Below are 21,695 nucleotides of genomic sequence, written 5' to 3'. Positions count from 1 at the left end.
AATATTTCTTTTTATATGTATCTAATTTGGTGTACTAAAAACGATTATCGTTAATGCTAAATTATTTAAATCTTCGAATAAATGAACAAATATTGGTCAGTTATATGCAATCTTCTTTTAAAGCTAGCATTTGAGTATACTGACACTGATTAATCAGCCAATTAGATAAAGCAAGAGCAGCTAAAAAAGCTGCTCTTAAAAAGATATCTTAATAGTGTTTGTCATGCTGAGCTTGCGAAGCATCTAATCTGGAAATTCTTCACTACGTTCTGAATGACAAGCCTTAGAAAATTATTTCAATGCTATAAACTTGTTATAATCAATGTCTTTTTTGTCTAAAGTTGCTACCGATTGTATGTATTCGAATACTTTTAACGCTTTAACCTCATCAAAAATACGATTAGCATTTTCTTTTTCTTGCAAGAAGGTAGTGGTGTATTGCGCTAACTGATCTTCAGGCATTGGTTGTGGGCTGTACATTCTAAACTGTGCATCTAAACGTTGTTTAGCAGTTTCGAAAACATCTTTATACTCAATTTTAATTCCGTTATCAGTAATGATTTTGTTTTCAATCAAAGTCCATTTAAGGTTCTTTGCAAAATCAGCATAACCTTGTTCTAACTCTTCGTCAGTTAATTTTTCGTTTGTAGCTTTTAACCATTTACGTAAAAATTCATCTGGCAATTGCATTTTAGTTTGTTCAGTCAATTGCGTATAAATATCGTTTTGTAATTTACGATCTGCATCTTGCTTAAACATGCTTTCAATTTCTTCAGTAATTTTAGCTCTAAAACCGGCTTCATCAGTTACTAAACCTGCACCAAATATTTTATCAAAGAACTCTTGATTTAAATCTGATTCTTCTAAACGATTAACATTTTTAACCGTTACTTGAAATTTCGATTTCAAATCTTTTGCATCCTCTTCGCCAATGTTTAACAATTTTGCAATTACTGTTTCATTGTTATCAAAAGCTTTTTGGATGTCTAACTCCAACACATCATCTTTCTTTAAACCTACTAACGATTTTAAAATCTTTTTATCAGTTACTAAATCTAAACGAATAGAGCCTGTGCTTGTAATACCGCCTTCAAAAATTGCTCCATCTGGAGAAAGTTGTGCCAAATCAGCATAAAGCACATCTCCTTCTGCCGAAACTTCAGGGTTTGTCATTTTGCCATAGCTTTTACGGATGTTTTTGATACGAGCTTCTAACGTTTCGTTATCTGCTTTTACATTGTATGCTAAGAATTTATCTTTCGAAGTAATTTCAACATCCACCTTTGGTGCTAACCCTAATTCGTAATTGAATTCAAATTCGTCTGTGTTATCCCATTTAAATTCTTTGGTGTCATCCATTACTGGTAAAGGTTGCCCTAAAACTTCAACTTTGTTATCTGTTAAGTGTTTAGATAAGTTTTCGCTTAACATATTGTTGATTTCTTCAACTAAAATGCTTTTGCCATACATTCTTTTCATGTGGGCAACTGGAACCATTCCTTTACGAAAACCAGGTAGATTTGCTTTTTTTGCTTGCTCTTTAAGTGCTTTTTCTACTCTTGGACTATAATCTTCAGGTGCGATAGTAATTTTTACTACTGCGTTTAAATCGTCAACTTTTTCCTGTGTGATATTCATTTCTTAATTTGAGTATGGAGATATGAGATTGAGATTTGAACTCAAAACACACATCGATTTACATTTAATTTCTTATCAATGTCTTTATAAAATTAAAACCGTTCTGACTTACATCGGAACGGCTTCATTTGTTTGTGCGGATGAAGGGACTCGAACCCCCACGCCGTGAAGCGCCAGATCCTAAGTCTGGTGCGGCTACCAATTACGCCACATCCGCAGTTAGGATTTATTTTGGATTGCAAAGATAGCGTTTTGCATCAATAAACAAAATTAAGATGATTTATTTTAACAAAAAAACTAGTCTAAATATTTAATTTTTAACAACCAATAGTTAATAAAACCTATATAGCTAATATACAGCGATTAAGGATTTAGGAAAGCAGTTGCAGTAAATTATTTGAAGATAGTCGGGCTTTCTAGCTTTACTTCGTGCTCGCTTCAATCCCGTTTAGTTAACGCAGGTTTTTGCTATTATTTAGGACTGCAAAGCGCCAAGAAAATGAACTTTTTCTACATGCTATCCTCCACGTTTGCAACGCGGATACGTGAATAAAGCATTTTCAATGCTTATTAATAATATAAAGCGATAAAATCACTTAACTCAAACATCCTCGTTACAAACGAGAACGATTTATGGAATGAGTTGCTAAAATCAAAGGCTAGCTAAACTAATGGTATCAGCAAAAAAACAATGAACATCCTTCGTTCATCTTACGTTCATCTTTCGTTTATCTTACGTTATTAATGTACTGCTTAACCTATATAATACCGTTACATAAATGAAGATAAAATTTGTTTGTTTGAAAAAACCCAATTTATCAAGAGAATTTAGTGAGGTTTGATTGCATAAACGCTTACCGTACATGTTTGCAAAACTGATGGTTTACAAATGATGAACTTTTAATTCATCCTGTAAATGAAAAAGATAATTTACCGCTTTAACTAGCCTACTTCCATACCAAGAAAACATTTCTCCATCTACTAATTTAACTTTTGCATTTGGTAGAGCTGACTCAATTTCTTTTAGATGTTTTTCTTTAAAAGGATAAGGTTCTGAAGAAAGGAATACCAGTTGGCAGTTGGTATTTTTCAGTTGTGAGAGACTAATTTCTGGATATCTACTTTGTTCAATCACATTGTTCAAGCCAATTTTTCGTAAAATATCATCAATGAAAGTATGTTGGCCGGCAAACATATAGGGATCTTTCCAAATTAAATAGGCAACGCTTTGATGGATGTTTTTTGTAACTGCTAGGGCTTGTAAATCTGTGAAGCCAGCATGAATGAGGTGATTTAAATAGGCTGCTTCAGGTTCTCGATTAACTAATTCTCCTATTTCGGTAATGGTTTTCATTGATTCTTCCAAGTTATGGATATCGCTCATCCAAACGGGAAATTCTTCCATTAATTCTTCTATTTCACTCTGTGTATTTTCTTCTTTATTACCGATAATTAGATCTGGTTTTAAATCTCTAATTTTTTCTATGAGCAGTTTTTTTGTTCCGCCAATTTTAGTTTTAGCTGCAAATTTTTCTATCGGGTGAATGCAAAATTTGGTTATACCAACAACTTCCTCATCGAGACCTAAATCAAATAACAATTCGGTTTGTGACGGCACAATGGAAACAATCCTTTTAGGTGGATAATTGATTATTATTTCATTACCTAGCTGATCTGTGAAGGTTCTTTGCATTTGGTAAAGTTATGGGTTTAATTGCATACTTGCAGTTGTTAGGTTCTTACTTGCAGGTGCTAGGTTCTTACTTGCAGGTGCTAGCTTCCTTCTTGCAGTTGCTAGGTTCTTACTTGCAGGCGCTAGGTTCCTACTTGCAGTTGTTAGGTTCTTACTTGCAGGCGCTAGGTTCTTACTTGCAGTTGCTAGGTTCCTACTTGCAGGTGCCAGGTTCCTACTTGCAGATGCTAGCTTCCTTCTTGCAGGTGCTAGATTCCTTCTTGCAGGCGCTAGGTTCCTACTTGCAGGTGCTAGGTTCTTACTTGCAGATTCGTATTAACTTTGTTTCTTACTCGTATTTAAGTGCCTTCACTGGATTTTCTTTAACTGCTCTGATGCTTTGTAAGCTCACGGTTAAAATGGTTAGGAGAATAATTGATAGGTTAACTACTATAAAAATACCAAAGGGCATATTAATGCGATAAGCAAAGCTATTGAACCATTTTTGCATATAGATATATGCTAAAATATCTGCCAATAGCATAGATACGAGTACTAATTTTACAAAATCTAAATTCAGTAATTTAAGTAAAGAGGCAGTTGTGGCGCCTAAAATTCTTCGCACTGCGATTTCTTTTATTCTCATTTTAGCGTTGAATGCGGCAAAACCAATTAATCCGAAAATTGAAACAATAAGTGTTACCATTCCGAAAGAGAAGATTATTTTTTCGCTGACTTCGTAACTGTTATTCATTTTTTCAAAAACCTCATCGGCATATACAAATTTTGGTTGAGCACCTGGATCTATAACTGCCCAAGCGGCTTTAATATCGGCCGTTGTTTGTTGTATATTTTGTGTACTTAAACGGAAAATAACATTGGCTCTCCAATGTGTTGGATAATCATTTACTAAATAAACAGTTGGCATAATTGCTTTGTCAAAACCATAGGCCTGAATGTCTTTTACTACGCCAACTACATTAATTTTTACTTTTTCACCGTTTCTATCGATGGCAATTTGATTATCATTTTTTGATAGCCCTAATTGTTTAAAAGCAGTTTCATTTAACACTATGCTTTGGATGGAATCTGTAGCTAATAATGTATAGTTATAGGATCTGCCTTGAATTATTTTTGCCCCAATAGCTTCAAAATAATTTGGATCAATATATCTAGATTCTACGCTTAGCGTTGTATTGTTAAATGTAATTTCATCAGAAAAACCAGAATCGTTAATTGGTTGTTCGGTTGCTCTTGTTACATCTTCAACCCCTTTTATAGCCAATAATCTATTTTTAATTCCTTCAAAACCTGCCGGATTTAAATGTCTTGTTTCGTATTTTGCTACTCGAATAGACATGAGCTGGTTTTTCTTTAGGCCCAAATCGCTCTGCTTCATGAAGTTTAATTGCGCATAGATTACTCCGAAACTTATCACTAAGGCAATAGCTACTGTAAATTGAAATACCACTAAAACTTTCCTTAAGCTTCCTATATGGGCTGATGTAGAAAAATTCCCTTTTAACACCTTAGCTGGTAAAAAACCTGCCAATACCATGGCTGGATAGGCTCCAGATAAAAATATAATACCAATTAAAATAAGGGTTACTTGACCCAGAATTAACCACACATCTGCGGAACTAAATAAGGTGAGATTATCTGATAAAATTTGATTGACTTGAGGTAGGATCAATTCGGCAAAGATTAAGGCCAATAGAAATGAAATGATGCATTGAATACCTGTTTCTGAGAAAAATTGTTGGATTAAACTCGATTTAAAAGCACCCAAAACTTTCTTTACGCCTACTTCTTTGGCTCTGGTTTGTGCTAATACCAAAGCTAAGTTTGTGTAATTAATGCAAGAAATGATAATTAGAAAAGAGGCAAGTGCGCATAAAATATAAATGGTGGTTTGCTTAGGATTGGTTGTATAAAAACTGCTTAAATTAAGGTTAGAAATAGGTTCTGTAATTAATTTAATTGCTGTGATACCTTCTTTTTCGTTTAAAATTTTAAGTGCTTGACTTTTTGTTGGGTTAAAATTAACATCGCTATTGCCGCTTTGCATTTTTGCGAAGGCGATGATATAGGCATCATTAATTTTTTGGATAGTTTTCTCTTGATTTACTCCATCTCTTAATTTAAAAATGGTGGTAAACGGAGTCATTGCTAATTGGTTGCCATATTCTTCTAGGTTCTCTTTAAAAATTAAATCAAAACCGAATGATGAGGGTTGTTTTCTATCGTCCCAAACAGCTTTGATCACTAACGGAACTTCTGGAAAATTTACTCCTCTATTATTGAATAGCACTTTGTTTAGCACATCTGCTGTTCCAAACATTTTTTCGGCGGCGGTGTAACTAATGGCAATGAACGTTTCACCTAAATAAATATCTTCCAATTTGCCATACACTGCTTGCAATGGATAAACCTTGAAGAAATTACTATCTACACTGGCAGATTCAAGTAATGTGTTATTTTCTTTATCTTCTTTTTTAACTCTAACCTCTTCTTTTCTTCCATTTATATTTCCAATACTTACTGCTTCTGCTTCATTAATTTGTTCGCTAATCACGTTAGAAAGCAAGCCTTTTATTTTGGAACCTTTGTTTTCCGAACCATTTTTTGTGAAATCTGCCGCTACAATATATGTTCTTTTTAAATCTGGATTCCACTTATCATATCCTGTTTCCTTATTAATATAAAGCAGGATAATCATAAATCCGGCTAAGCCAGCTGCTAAACCAAAGATATTAATGGCGCTATACGCTTTGTTTTTCCAAAGATTTCGCCAAGCGATTTTCAGGTTAAGTTTGAACATATATTTAGTTGGTTAGTTGTTGGTTGTTTGGTTGATTAGTTTTACATCTCTACTCGTATTTTATTGGTTAGTTTGTTTGTTATTTGGTTGATTAGCTTTACAGCTCTACTCGTATTTTATTGGTTAGTTTGTTGGTTGTTTGGTTGATTAGTTTTACATCTCTACTCGTATTTTATTGGTTAGTTTGTTGGTTATTTGGTTGATTAGCTTTACAGCTCTACTCGTATTTTATTGGTTAGTTTGTTGGTTGTTTGGTTGATTAGCTTTACATCTCTACTCGTATTTTATTGGTTAGTTTGTTGGTTGTTTGGTTTATTAGTTTACATCTCTATTCATATTTTAATGCATCTACTGGATTATTTACCGCAGCTTTTCTGGCTTGTAAACTCACTGTAAATACGGCGATAATTATGGATGTTAATGTTGCTATTGCAAAAGGCCAAAACGGCATATCAATTCTATAGGCAAATCCTTCTAGCCATTTACGTGTTAAAATAAAGGCTATGGGCCAACTTATTAAGTTTGCGATAATGACTAAGATTAGAAATGATTTATTAAGCATATTGATAATTTGGATATCTGATGCGCCTAATATTTTTCTGATAGCGATTTCTTTTGTTCTTCGCTTTGCCATGAATGTTGAGAGTGCGAACAAACCAAGTAGTGATAAGATAACAGAAATAATGCTAAAAAGAACTACTATTTGCATTAATCGCAGGGATGGCTTTAGCTCCTTTTGAAAGGAATCTTCTACTGAAGTATACATCATAGGGAAATCTGGATATACTTTTTTCCATTCTGCTGCTATGGTTTTTATTGCCGATTGATAATGGTCGTTATCAAACCGAATTAGTAAATTATTAGTATTGGAAGAGCCGCCTAAGTGGGTAACTTTGTAGATGGTTGGTAGCACTGCTTTTTCGAAACTTTCGTTGTTGTAGTCTTTAATTACACCAACAATTTGAAATGCTGAGGTGCCCGGACCGTTATTAAACGTTTTGCCTACCACATTTTTGCCCAGTAAATTTGCTGCCGATTGGTTTAAAACGACTGTGTTAATGGTATCCTGTGCATATTCTTTGGCAAAAATTCTTCCGCTTACTACTTTTACTCCCAGTGCAGGAAATGCATCCATGGTAACTGTTACGGTATTTATATCAAACTTTTGATTGTTATAAGTGATTTCTCTAGGTGTATTGAATGTATTGCCCATTACTTGGGTGGTGGTTGCCACATATTTTACTCCAGCAATCCGCTTCACAGTTTCTACAAAGGGATAGTCGGTATCGTAGTTTGTAGATATATTAATCAGTTTATCTCTATCGAAACCTAAATCTTTATTGGCCATGTAATTGTTTTGCTTGTACATTACGCCAATTCCAATTATAAAGGTTACGGCAATTATAAATTGTAATACAACTAAACCGTTTCTTAAAGCCATGCCACTAAAACCACTTTCGTAATTACCTTTTAATACTTTAACAGGATTGTATTTGGCTAAGATTATTGCTGGATAAAAACCTGCTAAGAAGGTGATGAATATAAATAAGCCAAATAATTGAGCTATAATAGGGAGTAGATGATTGCTATGCCAAAAGCTAAGTTGCACATCGAAATGCCTGCTAAATGAGGGCAATAATAACTCTACTAATATGATGGTTATAAATAAAGCAGTAAGTGTTTGGATGGCTGATTCGATTAAAAACTGTAGTACTAACTGCTTTTTGTAGGCTCCCAATACCTTTTTTACTCCAACTTCTTTAGCACGCTGAACAGATTGAGCTGTAGCTAAATTTACAAAGTTGATGACCGAAATAATTAGCAAAAAGATAGAAAGTGCTATAATGGGTTTTATTTTATCTAACCAATTTTCTGAAAATGACGGCGTTGAATATACCTCACTTAATGGAAGTGCTTTTAAGCCTGGTTTTCTGCTTTTTGCTTTATAAAAATCGTTGAAAGTTTCACCTCTAGCTTTTAATAGTGCTTTTTTATAATCTATGTATACATTTAACAGTGTTTTGTTTAACACGTTGGTGTCTATTTGTTTTTCTGTTTTAACGTAAATTCCAGTATAATTAGAGTTACCAATTTGGTCTGGATCTTTTTCTCTTTCTCCAGTATGTATAATGGCATTAAATGCTAAACTCTCTGAAGTTGATGGATCTTTAACTACGCCTGTAACAGTCATCAAGTTTCCTTCGTCGCTTCTCCATCTTACTAACTTTAACTGCCTACCTACTACTTTATCGGTACCAAATAACTGAATGGCTACGCTTTGTTTTAATACAATGGTATTAGGTGCATTGAGGGCTGTTAATCCGTCTCCATTAACGAATTGATAAGGAAACACCTTGAAGAATAGCGAATCTGCATCAACAATATCCTTCACGATCACAGGAGCATTTCTATCAATTTTTATCGAATACCCGTCTCCCCAACCTTTACTTGCTTTGGTTACATATTTGAACTGAGGCACCTTTTCTTTTAACACTCCGGCAATTCTGGATTCATTTATTTGCTGCCAGTATTGTTTATTATCAGGTGTAAAAAAATCATGGTACTCTCTTACCTGATATACATTTTTTAATTCCGGGCTCCATTTATCATAATTTGCTTCGTGATTTACAAATAATAATAAAAGAACGAAAGCGGTCAGTCCAACGGCTAACCCACCGATATTTATTGCTGCATAAACCTTGTTTTTAAATAAATTACGCAGAGCGATTTTTAAGTTAAGTTTGAACATAGCTGGTTGGTTAGTTTTTTGGATGTTTGGTTGGTTAGTTAACTACTGTTAATTTTTAACTGAAATGTCTTCTTTAATTACTCCATCTTCGATGGTTAATATTCTATTTCCGTATTGAGCATTCTTTTCAGAGTGTGTTACCTGAAGAATGGTGATGTTTTCTTCTTGATTTAATTTTCTAAATAAATCCATAATCTGTTCTGCTTGGGCAGACTGTAAATTTCCAGTTGGTTCATCGGCTAAAATTATTGATGGTTGTGCTACTAATGCTCTTGCAATGCCAACCAGTTGCTGTTGCCCGCCAGAAAGTTGATTAGGGAACAAATCCTTTTTTGCTACCATGTTAAATCTATCCAATACATCCGCTATGCGGCTTTTACGTTCTGCTCCAGGAATTTTCTTGTATAATAATGGTGCTTCAATATTTTCGGCAACTGTCATTTCATCAATTAAATGATAGGCTTGGAATACAAAACCAATGTGATTACGATATAACTCTATTCTTTTGCGTTCGTTCATTGCGGTTACATCTTCTCCCATAAAATGATATTCACCATAGGTTGGTTCTTCGAGCATTCCGAGAATATTTAACAAAGTCGATTTTCCAGCACCCGATGGGCCCATAATGGAAACAAATTCGCCTTGTTTTATACTAGTTGTTACGTGACGAAGGATGTAGCTTTTTACACCTTTATTAGCGTAATATTTTTCTATGTTTTTTAATTCGATCATCTTTTTAAGGTTAAAGGTGGAAAGCGGAAGGTAAAAGGTCATAGCGTACTTTACGCTGTACAACCTTCTACCTTCAACCTTTATTCATATTTCAACGCATCTATGGTATTTGCTTTGGCTGCTCTGTAGGATCTTAATGTTACTGTAATTAATGTAATCGTCATTGAAATAATCATGGCAACTATAAATGGCCAAACACTTAAGTCAATTCTATATTGGAAACCTGACAACCATTCTTTTACAAAGATATAAGCCACTGGCCATGCTATCATATTGGCGATTAAAACCATCCACATAAATGAACTGTTTAACATTTTGATAAGCTCCATATTAGATGCGCCTAAAACTTTACGAATAGCAATTTCACGCGTTCTTTGTGTTGCAACGAATGAAATCAGACCGAACAAACCAATAAATGAAATGAAGATGACTACACCTGCAAATACCTTGAATAGTGTACCCGTTACTTGTTCAGTGTGGTAATAGTTTGTGATTTCATCGTCTAAGAATTTCGCATCATAAACGTAATCTGGGAAATTAGCATTGAATGTTGCTTCGATCTCTTTCATGGTATTTACCAAATCTTTAGCTTCGAGTTTCACGGCGATAGAATTGTATCTATTCTTGCGAGAAAAAATGGCTATAGGAGCAATCGCATCATGTAATGAATAATTATTAAAATCTTTTACAACTCCAACAATTGGCCCTTTAGATCCCCATAAGTTTAATATTTTGCCTATGGCTTCATTTGGATTTTTAACATTCAGTTTTTTAAGGAGGGTCTCGTTAACTACAAACTCCTTAACAGTATCGCTTTTAGCCAATATTCTGCCTGCCACAATGGATAAGCCAAACGTATCAAAATATTTTTCGTCAGCTACTTTTACATTGACTTGGAAATCGGCACTTTTAGAACTATTATATGTAAAACTTGTTTCATTGTTACTTTGTGATGAAGGAGAAGCGCTATTGAACGATACATTTTTCACTCCTTTTTTTGCGAGGATTTGGTTTTTAATCGTTTCAAATTTTAGTTGGCTAACACTATCTCTAGGTATTTCTATGATAGCAATTGCTTTTGTATCGAACCCCAACGATTTATCACGGATGTAACTCATCTGTTTGATAATGATGAGAGTGCTCACGATTAATATTGCTGTAATTGCAAATTGCACCACTACTAAGGTTTTACGTAAACCAACTCCGCCAGCGTTTGCTGTGCTTACTCTATTTTTAATGGCTAATGCTGGGCTAAAACCAGACATTACTAGTGCTGGATATAAGCCTGCAAGAAAACTTACCAGGATTAACATCGACAATAAGAACACAAAAACGATAGGATGACTAAATAATTCGAACGTAACGTTTGCTCCGAAGAGGCTTTCCATTCCTGGAAGCGCCAACTCCGTTAATACACATGCAATTAATAATGCTATTAGTGTAATTAAAGAGGTTTCGCTTAAAAATTGTGTGATTAACTGTTTGCGTCTGCTGCCCATTACTTTACGAACACCTACTTCTTTTGAGCGACTAACAGCTTGTGCTGTGGCTAAATTAATAAAATTGATGCATGCTGTAAGTAGCAAGAAAAGTCCGATTATACTGATACCCCATAATTGCTTATATGGTGTAGTTACATCTGCAAAGTTGCCATATTTATCGTTATGGTGAATATCACTTAAAGCTTGAAATTGGTGACCAACTTGACCTGGTGCATTAGGGTCATGTTCGTATTTTCTACTAAATTGTTTGAGCTGAGCCGTTACTTGATTAACTGTAACACTAGGTTTTAGCAATACATAACATTCCGAATTTGATGCTACTGATCCCCATTCTTTCAAATTTCTATTTTGATAGCTTGCATAGCTAAATATGATATTAATCGGGAAGCTACTGTTAGGTCCATTTTCTTTGATGATACCTGTTACTTTAAAATCTGTTTTATTATTAAGTGTAATGCTTTTTCCTACAGCTTTGTGCCAATCGCCAAAGTAATCAGTTGCTGTTTTTTCTGTTAACACCACCTGATTAGGTGCGTTTAAAGATTGGTTAGGGTTTCCGTAAAGCCATTTATGCTTGAAAATTTCGAAAAAGCTTGGTTCTGCATAATACACATCTTCAGATTTCTTTATTTCTGATTTTCCAGCTTCAGCTTTAATTTTTATTGTTCCACCATCGCGTTGTATAGATGCTACTTTTTCGAATTGAGAAAAATCATTGCGTAATGCTGGACCCATGGGAAGTGGAACTCCTTGAGAAAAGAATTCATTTCCATCTGTATATTTCCATTCGGTAACTGCTCTATAAATGCGATCGCTATTTGCAAAATCTTTATCGTAGCTAGTTTCATACCTCACAAAAATAAAGATGAGAATACAACTAGCTAAACCTATAGAAAGGCCAAAAACGTTTATTGCTGTGTACCCTTTATATTTCCATAGGTTTCTAAGGGCAATTTTTAGGTTTAATTTAAACATCTTGTATATTGTGGTTAAATAGTTTGTTTGGTTTATTATTCGTATTTCAGGGCATCTACAGGGTTTGATTTTACCGCTTTTTGCGCTTGAATACTTACTGTAATTACTGTTAGAAGAATTGTTATTATCGCACTCAGAACAAAAGGAAGTATGGGCATATCTATCCGATAAGCAAAAGTTGCTAACCATTTCTTTGTTAAAATATAGGCTAATGGCCAAGCAATTAAATTGGCTATTATTACCATTACAAAAAACGAAGTATTGATTAGTTTAAAAATTTGCAGGTTATCTGCGCCAAGTATTTTTCGAACTGCTATTTCTTTTATTCTGCCATTGGTGATATATTTCGCAAAAGCATATAAGCCCAGTATAGCAATGAAAATAGTGATTAATGCCGCTACAAAAAACACCGATTGTAGTTGTTCTTGTTTTTTAAAAAGTTTACCATAAAGTTCATCTAAAAACTCGTATCTAAAATTTTCGCCATCTAGTTTATTTATTGTAGGCCATTGCGATTTTAAAGTGGCTAAGGCGGTTGACATGTGTTGTGCTTCTATTTTAAGTAAAATTTGTGTTTTACTATTTCCACATGGATTTTTCATGGCATATATTGTTGGTTTTACAGCTTCTTGAAATCCTTGTGTTTTAAAATCTTTAATAACACCAACAATTTTATAGTCGGTATTACAACCTCTAATTACTTTTCCAATTGGATCTTTTAAGTTGTATTTTGCTATGGCGCTTTCATTTAAAATTGCAGAATTCGCTGTATCTGCATTAAAGGTTTTTGAAAATAATCTACCTTCTTTTAATTTAATACTTAGCGTTTCAAAGTAATCAAAATCGACATCTAGAAACTCAATGTTTGCTTCATTACCATCAATACTATACCCATTAGATCCATTTTCTGCACCCACAGGAATTTCTGAAGCTACAGTTGCCGATTTTACACCTTCAATTTTTAACATCTTTTCACGTACTGGTTCGAAATCTTTTGCTGTATTAAAATAAGTAAGGTTCTTTATGTTAACCACTTGATTGGTGTTAAAACCAACATCTTCTGTACGCATGTATTTTAATTGAGAATTGATGGTTAACAATCCTATAATAAAAATAACAGCAATGGTAAATTGCATTACCAATAGCCCATTTCTTAACCAATAACTTTTTTTAGTTGTAGAGAAGTTACCTTTTAAAACTGCCGCAGGATTGAATTTTGATAATACCATGGATGGATATAATCCTGCAACAATGGTAATAAAGAGTAGCACTAAAATTAATTGCCAAAACAAGTTGTTTTCAAATCTCCATATAGTTAAATCGACCATAAAAAGGGAGTTAAACTTAGGCAAAACAATCTCTGCTAATATTAACCCTAATAGGGTGGCAATAAAACATTGCATAAAAATTTCCAATAAAAACTGAATAGTTAATTGAAAACGATAGGCGCCCATCACTTTTTTTACACCAACTTCTTTCGCTCTTTTAGTAGCTTGAGCAATGCTTAAATTAGTAAAATTGATACCAGCAATAACTAAAATTAAAAACCCTAAAACCGAGATAGCAATCAATATTTTATAGTTAGCATCACTCCCTGCCTTTGGTTTAAGGTGAAGGTTTTTTAAAGGATCTAAAAAAACACTTATTGCTTTAATTTCATTAATAGTTGTTTGGTCAGTTTCTCCTTTTAATAATTCCTTTCTATATAAGGATGTTATTTTTGCTTGAAGGTTTTCAATGTCTGTTCCATCTTTTACTTGTATATAGGTGTTGTAATTGTTGTAACCATAATTAAGATAGGTATCCAATTCTTTGGCAATAGCCACACCATCATATATTAAATTAGATTGCGGGTTAGTTGAAATAGTACCACTTATAGTTGCAGTATGCCCTGAAGATTTACCTCCAACTGCTACAATCTCTGGTTTGTTATCTTTCTTATTAGGAAATAGGGTTTTCATGCCCTCATTATTAACATACATTAGTCTGTTATCTGCATGTGGCTCGGTTAAGCCTCCGCTTGGTTTAAGATCAAACATTTGCGCTGCATTATAATCAAGGATCAGACAGTTCTTCATGAAAAACACTTGAGCATCTTTTGATAATGCAAATTCGAAACCAGCAGCCTTTGTAACACCTACTTTTTCTACCTCACCAAAATTTTGCTTAATTGCTTTAGCTAATGGTGGAGCAGTAAAATTTGTTTTAAAATCTGGGTATATTCTACCTACCAAATAAATATTTTTATAATTTGGGATCTTCTTGTCAAAGCTAGTTTCATAAGTAGCATATAACATTACTAGGATAAATGCTGCTAAGGCAATTGCCAATCCCCCAATATTTATTGCTGTAATTCCTTTATTCTTCCAAAGGTTTCGCAGTGCGATTTTAAAATTTAATTTGAACATATTTTTGGGTATAAATTATTCGTATTTAAGTGCGTCTATTGGGTTTGCCCTAGCCACTTTTATAGATTGGATGCTTACTGTTAAAACTGCAATTAAAATGGATATTACAATGGCTAATGCAAAAGGCAAGAATGAAATAGGTACTCGGTATTCGAAAGCAGAAAGCCAGCGATTAATAATGATATAAGCTAATGGGAAGGCAATAACATTTGCGATGGCTACTAATTTTATGAAATCTTTATTTAACAAGGTGAGGATATTTCCTGTACTTGCTCCTAAAACTTTACGAATGCTAATTTCTTTTTTACGTTGTTCTGCCATAAATAAGGCTAAACCAAGCAAACCTAAACAAGAAATAAAGATGGCAAAACCACCGAACCAGTTAGATAGCGTTCCTAAAAGTTTCTCGTCTTGGAACTTAATAGCGAATGATGCATTTACAAATTTTCGATTTACAGGGTAATTTGGTTCGATCCTTTTAACCAATTCATCTATTTTTTCCAATGATGAACTGATATTTTGATTAGGGTTTAAACGTGCAATAATTACCTTAACATCGCTATTACTTTGATAAAAAATCATGGGTGCCACTTTTTGGTATGCACTTTCTACTACAAAATCTTTTACCACACCAACATTAGTAACTTTTGTATCTCCCCATGAAATTACAGCACCAACAGGATTTTTTAATCGCATCATTTTTACAGCTGCTTCATTTAAAAGAACGCTACTGGTATCATTAGGAAATTTTGAAGAAAATTCTCTACCACTAATTATTTCCGTTCCAATAGTTTCAGTAAAATCATACCCTATTGCTCTATGGTTAAATAAAATGCTTTCATTAGGGTTTTTGCCTGGCCATGATATGTTTGTGGTATTGTTACCATTTTCGGTAATATCTTTACTAAAAAAAGTAACATGAGATGCTGCGCCCGATTTTAAAAGTTGAGTTTTAAGTAATTCTAGTTTATTTGCCTCAGCCATTTTACCTTCTACTGCAATTTGAATCAAATTAGATTGATCATAACCAATCGGCTTATTTTTAACATAATTTAATTGCTGATAAATTACCGCAGTACATACAATTAAGCAGGCAGCAAAAACAAATTGTCCTACCACTAATACTTTCCTTACAGAAACGGATGAATCTGTTTTAATTTTAAAGCCTTTTAATACTTTAATTGGTTCAAAAGAAGACAAGTATAACGCAGGATAACTTCCAGCAATAAACCCAGTGAAAATCATTAAGACTAAAAGCGTTATCCAAAATCCACCATTCGTGTAATCGATTGTTAACTCAATATTTAATAAATTATTAAAGTATGGTAAACTGATTTCGACAAGAATAAAGGCTAAAACCGTTGAAATAAACGTAATAAGAACAGATTCTAGTAAGAATTGATTGATTAATGATTTACGTGTAGAGCCAATTGCTTTTCGAACCCCAACTTCTTTTGCCCTACCTTCAGAACGAGCAGTAGATAAATTCATGAAGTTTACACAAGCAATTAACAAGATACAAACTGCCAATAATAGAAATATTTTAAGTTGATCTATTTTACCGCCAACAGACTTACCATTTTCAAAATCAGCATATAAATGCCATTTAGTTATAGGATGCAATAAGGCCTCTGCTTTGTTTCCATTCTGATTACGTTTATAAATTCCCTGCATTGCAGCATTCGCTTGTCCGAAGAATTTATTATCCTTTAACTGAACCATGGTTAGACACATGTTGTTACCCCAATTGTTATCTTTTGCCCAAGTTTCTCTCTTTACAAAAAGTTCCCAAGGCATTAAACACTCGAAGTTTATGCTGTTATTAGCTGGCACATCTTCAATAACTGCTTCTACTTTTAAAACATCTTGATTTTCCAGCTTTACAGTTTTATTTATAGGGTCTTCATCACCAAATAGCTTTTTAGCAAAAGATTTAGTAAGGATAATTGTATTTACATCTTTTAAAACCTGCTTTGGATTACCTTTAATAAATTTATAATCCAATATTTTGGTAAATGATGGATCAGCAAAGACTGCCTTAGCACTCAATTTAGTGTCGCCAACAGTAATTAAATTTGGCCTTGGATAGGTAGAATGTGATGCATATTTAACTCCGGGGATTTTCTCTTGCACCTCACTAGCCATCACATTAGGTGTCCATGCCCAGCTAAAAGTTTTACCATTTGCAACTGCATTTTGATAAACTACATAAGTTTTATCATGATTAGAAAATTGCTTATCGTAACTCCATTCATAAGCAACATAAATCAATAATATCATGCAACTAGCCAACCCAATCGCTAACCCACCAATATTAATCAATGAAAAGCCTTTATTCTTCCAAAGGTTTCGCAGTGCGATTTTAAAATTTAATTTGAACATATTTTTGAGTTTTAAAGGCAATCAATTATTCATATTTTAAAGCATCTACCGGATTAGCCTTAGCCGATTTATAGGCTTGAAAACTAACCGTAAACAATGCTATTAGTAAAGTTCCAATTGCTGCTATTAACATAATCCACCAGCTTATTTCGGTATGGTATTCGAAATTTGTTAGCCATTTTCCCATTGCATAATAGCTTAGCGGAACGGCAATAATAATTGCTACTACAATCATTTTGATAAAGGATAAGGATAGTAATTGCATCAAATTAGTAACTGATGCACCAAGTACTTTACGAACTCCAAATTCTTTTGTGCGCTGTTCTGCGCTATAGGCAACTAAGCCGAATAAACCCAAACAAGAAACAAAAATTGCCAATCCACCGAAAAGGTTTGATAAAATGCCAAGTGTTTTTTCTTTTTCTAACAAAGTCGAATAGGTTTCATCTAAAAAATTAATTTCTACCGGATATGCTGGATTTATTTCCTTTGTAATCGCTGTAATTGTTGACACATTATCTTGCAAATTATTAGCAGGATTTAATTTCATAGTAATGAAACTTGTATACTTATCATTAAAGTAAAGTATCATTGGATTATTTGATTTATAAGGCGAATCGAATATGTAATCATCAAAAACACCAACAATATTGCGTTTATCTCCAAAAATGGTCAAGTTTTGTCCAACAGGATTTTTCAAATTCATTACTTTAGCAGCAGATGCACTGATTAATACAGCTGCAGTATCAGAAGCAAATTTCTCTGAGAAATCTCGTCCGCTTATTAATTTTACGCCATTGGTTTTAATAAAATCATAACCGGCTTCAACCTTGTTAAACATGGTGAGGTTATTTTCCTGCACCATGCCTGGCCAACGCACATCGATAAAATTTGAACCGTGATGAGCTAATTTAGTAGACGATTTATTAATGCTAGTGATAGCGCCAGATCTCAATAATTTTTCTTTGTAAACTTCAAATTGAGGTCGCAATTGACCATCTTGAGGGATTTCGATTAGTGCATTAATATCTACACCAAGCGGTCTGTTTTTAATGTATTGGATTTGGCGATAAATAACTAATGTTGAAATAATTAGAATAATTGCAAAGCAAAATTGGCCTACTACTAATACTTGTCTTAAACTAATTGAGAAAATGGAATTTGAACTTACTTTCTTCTTTAATGTTTGAATAGGGTTAAAAGATGAAAGATAAAATGCAGGATAACTGCCCGCTAATAATCCTGTTGCTAAAACGATCGCTATAATCCCAATCCAACTTGATGTGTTAAAATATCCAATGCTTAATTTTATATGAAGCAATTCGTTAAAAGTTGGCAATAAGATTTCTAACAAAGCAATGGCTAAAATGATGGCTAGTACAGTAAGCACCATCGATTCGGTTAAAAATTGCATAATTAATGAGCTGCGATTTGCGCCGATAGTCTTTTTTATCCCAACTTCCTTGGCTCTTTTTTCTGACTTAGCCGTAGCCATATTCATAAAATTGATACAAGCGATAAGTAGAATACCAAAAGCTAGGCCCATAAACAGCCAAATTTGTTCAATATCACCACCTACACTTTTTCCGTTTTCAAATTTTCCATACAAATGAAGTTTTGCGTAAGGAAATGCCATAAAAGGCTGTGCAGTTGTTTTATTATTCGCTTTAACCGCTTCTTCAATTTTCTTATTAACTACATTAATATCAACACCTGGATCAAGTGAAAACATCGTTACATAGCTATAATTACCCCATCCTAAAGTTTTAGCATCTCCATCAACCATCTCATAAAATGACCAAGGCATTAAAAAATCAAACTTCATTGAAGTATTGTCTGGCATATCTTTAATTACACCAGTAACAGTTAAGTCTTCTTGATCTTGGTAGCGCACCGTTTTATTTAGTGCATTTGAGGTACCAAATAAAATCTTAGCCATAGTTTCGGTAAGAATAACCGATTTTGGATTTTGCATTGCTGTAGCAGCATTTCCAACTATAAACTCGTAATCGAATAATCTTAAGATGTTTGGCTCGGCAAATTTTGCGTCTTTTTTAAAAGCATTTTCACCATTGGCAATTAAACTCCTTTTGATGTAGTTCATTCGTGCCAAATTTTTAATTTCTGGAACTCTTTCTTTCAGTAATGGTCCTAAAGCAGTTGTTGTGCCTTCAAATGTTTTTGCAATGTTTCCACTATCATCTGGAATATTTGTCATTACAGTATATACATTTGCCGAGTTTTTAGCTTGCTTATCAAAACCCCACTCATAAGTAACATATACCAATAACATTAAACATGCGGCTAAACCAATAGCTAAGCCTATTAAATTTATAAATGAAGAAGTTTTGTTCTTCCACAAGTTGCGCAAAGCGATTTTTAAGTTTAGTTTAAACATAATTGTGTTGCAGGTTATGGGTTACGTGTTGTGAGCCCAGACTTTCACCTGCAACTCGAAACTTGTAACTTAATTAAATCAATTCTTCTGTTCTTCCTTTATTAATTTTTTCAGAAATTACATGACCGTCTTTTAGGTTGATAATTCTGTTTGAGAAACTCGCATCATGACTAGAGTGCGTAACCATCACGATAGTTGTTCCAGTTTCATTTAACTCACAAAGCAATTCCATAACTTCGTTACCGTGTGTACTATCCAAATTTCCTGTTGGCTCATCGGCTAAAACTAATTTTGGTTTAGTAACCAAGGCACGAGCAACAGCAACACGTTGTTGCTGACCACCTGATAACTGTTGTGGGAAATGACCTGAACGATTTACAATATTCATTCTGCCGATAATTTCATTCACTAATTTTTTGCGCTCACCTGCAGGAACTTTGTTATAAATTAAAGGCAATTCGATGTTTTCAAATACAGTCAATTCATCAATTAAGTTGAAGTTTTGAAATACGAAACCCATATTTCGTTTTCTAAAATTTGAACGTTCTCTATCATTTAAGGTTAAGAGCTCAGTTTCTACAAATTTATAACTACCGCTTTCAGGCTTATCCAAAAGACCCATTACGTTCAACAAAGTTGATTTTCCGCAACCTGAAGGGCCCATAATAGAAACAAATTCGCCTTCTTTTACATGAAGGTTAATTCCATTTAACGCAGTAGTTTCGATTTCTTCTGTTTTGTAAACTTTTTCCAGATTTTCAATTTTTATCATTGCTGTATTTTTATCGGTTTATATTTTTAAAGGTTGGTGCTCCGATCAACGCACCTGATACAGAGCTTAACCAACCTAAATTTTTCTTTACTTAAATTCTACTTATTAATTTCTATCACATCGTATTGACTAAACTGATCATATGATGATGTGATTACGTCTTCATCTTTTTGTAATCCTTCTAAAACTTCATAATACAAATAGTTTTTCCGTCCAATTTTCACATTTCTCTTAGTTGCTTTTCCATCTTTTATTACAAATACCCAACTTCCGCCAGTACTTTGGAAGAACTGTCCTTGGGCTAATAAAAGCGATTTACTATTGTCTGATAAAGTCAATTTTACCTGCATCGATAATCCGCGTCTTAATTCATCTGGCGATTTGTCTTCAAATGATAATTCTACTTGAAACTGACCTGAAATAACCTCTGGAATTACCTTTCTAACAGTAAGTGAATATGTTTTACCATTGAACTCACATTGAGCAGTTTGTCCTTCTTTTACACGATTCAGATAATATTCATCAACACCTGCTTGTAATTTATACCCTTGTAGAACATCAATTTTTCCAAGCATCTCATTTGCTCCATAAGATTTACCAATGATAGGATCATAAGATGATAACCGACCTGAAACTGGCGCTTTAATCGTCATATTTTCAATATTTTGTCGGATAGTTTGCAAACTTTCATTCATTCTCGAAATAGAAACCTCAATTTGCTGTAATTGCATTACACGACTTTGATTTTCTTGCTTAACAGCTTGCTTTAATAAAGTTTTTCTGCCTTGATAATATTCATAGTCTTGGCTTGAAGTATTAAATTCTTCTTTCGTAATTACCTTTTTAGAAAATAAGGCGCTATCAATTTTATATTTACGCGTAGCAGTCCTTAAGCTATTTTCAATATCCATCATATCTTGACTCATCACTCGCTGGTTTTGTTCCAAATCCAATCTCAACTTACGCAATTGATTAATTTGCTCTGTAATACTGGTTTCGCTAGCCGTATAATTAGATAATGCATTTGGATTTGCAATGCGTAGCAATGGAGTTCCCGCCATAACGGTGGCGCCATTCTCAGTAAAAATCTGCGCAACAGTTCCACCTTCAGATGAACTTACAATTACTGAAGTTAGCGGTACTACACTAGCGTTCAATAAAACCACATCTTCAAAATCTCCATATTGTACTTTACTGATAGTAATTTTATCAGCATCAGCTTTATAAACTTTGTTTAAGGATAAACTGTACCCGTACGCTACTAAGCCTATAAAAATCACAACGCCAACAATAATTAATATTGACTTCTTATTAAATTTCTTTTTCTGTATTACTTTGTCCATTTAGCTATATACTATTATTGCTAAGCCATTTGCCAAGTTTATGCCAAGAGCGAAATAAATTTTAATCACCTGTAAATCAATTAATTAAAATTAATATATAAAATTCAATGTTCAATATCGAACAGTAATTGTACATGATCGAACAGTTTCAATTAATTTTGAATATGATAGATGCCTATATATTAGTAATTGATGATGACGATGACATCCTATTAAGTGCTAGGCTTTTTTTAAAACAGCATTTTAATCAAATTCTTACGTGTAAATCGCCACGAGAAATTAATGTCTTATTAAGTAAAAATG

General features: G+C 33.6%; 11 protein-coding genes, 1 tRNA gene and 1 pseudogene. 1 reads left to right on the top strand and 12 read right to left on the bottom strand.

The window, feature by feature from the left end:
* Positions 1 to 291: 291 nt before the first annotated feature.
* The 3 genes from tig to WC622_RS00920 all read right to left on the bottom strand — a co-directional run bounded on the left by tig (position 292) and on the right by WC622_RS00920 (position 3,331).
* A complete protein-coding gene (tig, locus tag WC622_RS00930) occupies positions 292 to 1,638 on the bottom strand; it encodes a trigger factor (protein ID WP_372816389.1) in 1,347 nt (448 codons plus the stop codon).
* Positions 1,639 to 1,773: 135 nt separating this feature from the next.
* Positions 1,774 to 1,855, bottom strand: a tRNA-Leu gene (locus tag WC622_RS00925).
* Between the two features lie 666 nt (positions 1,856 to 2,521).
* Positions 2,522 to 3,331, bottom strand: coding sequence for an ABC transporter substrate-binding protein (locus WC622_RS00920; RefSeq protein WP_372816387.1), 810 nt, complete (start codon positions 3,329 to 3,331; stop codon positions 2,522 to 2,524).
* Between the two features lie 11 nt (positions 3,332 to 3,342).
* On the opposite strand from WC622_RS00920, the pseudogene WC622_RS00915 reads away from it, so the two are divergent.
* A pseudogene (locus tag WC622_RS00915) lies at positions 3,343 to 3,627 on the top strand (DUF6944 family repetitive protein); the annotation flags it as partial.
* Between the two features lie 32 nt (positions 3,628 to 3,659).
* Here WC622_RS00915 and WC622_RS00910 read toward each other — a convergent pair.
* From WC622_RS00910 to WC622_RS00870, 9 genes are all read right to left on the bottom strand, one after another.
* The gene (locus WC622_RS00910) at positions 3,660 to 6,131 is read right to left on the bottom strand and encodes an ABC transporter permease (RefSeq protein WP_372816385.1); all 2,472 of its coding nucleotides are present in this window, start codon (positions 6,129 to 6,131) and stop codon (positions 3,660 to 3,662) included.
* Between the two features lie 328 nt (positions 6,132 to 6,459).
* A complete protein-coding gene (locus WC622_RS00905; protein WP_372816383.1) occupies positions 6,460 to 8,880 on the bottom strand; it encodes an ABC transporter permease in 2,421 nt (806 codons plus the stop codon).
* A gap of 48 nt (positions 8,881 to 8,928) precedes the next feature.
* Positions 8,929 to 9,612, bottom strand: a complete 684-nt coding sequence (locus tag WC622_RS00900) for an ABC transporter ATP-binding protein (protein WP_372816381.1) — start codon at positions 9,610 to 9,612, stop codon at positions 8,929 to 8,931.
* Positions 9,613 to 9,692: 80 nt separating this feature from the next.
* Positions 9,693 to 12,089 (bottom strand): ABC transporter permease, encoded by a 2,397-nt coding sequence (locus WC622_RS00895; RefSeq protein WP_372816379.1) that lies wholly within the window; start codon positions 12,087 to 12,089, stop codon positions 9,693 to 9,695.
* A 35-nt stretch (positions 12,090 to 12,124) separates the two neighbouring features.
* The gene (locus tag WC622_RS00890; RefSeq protein ID WP_372816377.1) at positions 12,125 to 14,497 is read right to left on the bottom strand and encodes an FtsX-like permease family protein; all 2,373 of its coding nucleotides are present in this window, start codon (positions 14,495 to 14,497) and stop codon (positions 12,125 to 12,127) included.
* Between the two features lie 15 nt (positions 14,498 to 14,512).
* On the bottom strand, positions 14,513 to 16,879 hold the full coding sequence (locus WC622_RS00885) for an FtsX-like permease family protein (RefSeq protein ID WP_372816375.1): 2,367 nt from the start codon (positions 16,877 to 16,879) through the stop codon (positions 14,513 to 14,515).
* Positions 16,880 to 16,904: 25 nt separating this feature from the next.
* Positions 16,905 to 19,277, bottom strand: coding sequence for an ABC transporter permease (locus WC622_RS00880; protein ID WP_372816373.1), 2,373 nt, complete (start codon positions 19,275 to 19,277; stop codon positions 16,905 to 16,907).
* A 73-nt stretch (positions 19,278 to 19,350) separates the two neighbouring features.
* Positions 19,351 to 20,049 (bottom strand): ABC transporter ATP-binding protein, encoded by a 699-nt coding sequence (locus WC622_RS00875; protein ID WP_372816371.1) that lies wholly within the window; start codon positions 20,047 to 20,049, stop codon positions 19,351 to 19,353.
* 98 nt (positions 20,050 to 20,147) lie between these two features.
* Positions 20,148 to 21,392 carry an efflux RND transporter periplasmic adaptor subunit gene (locus WC622_RS00870; RefSeq protein WP_372816369.1) on the bottom strand — a complete coding sequence of 415 codons (1,245 nt, stop codon included), beginning with the start codon at positions 21,390 to 21,392 and terminating at the stop codon, positions 20,148 to 20,150.
* Positions 21,393 to 21,695 lie beyond the last annotated feature (303 nt).

This window comes from Pedobacter sp., from assembly GCF_041662865.1.
In the GTDB taxonomy this organism is placed as follows: Bacteria; Bacteroidota; Bacteroidia; order Sphingobacteriales; family Sphingobacteriaceae; genus Pedobacter.
Note: the sequence above shows the minus strand (reverse complement) of the source record. Positions and strands in the feature narration are given on the sequence as shown.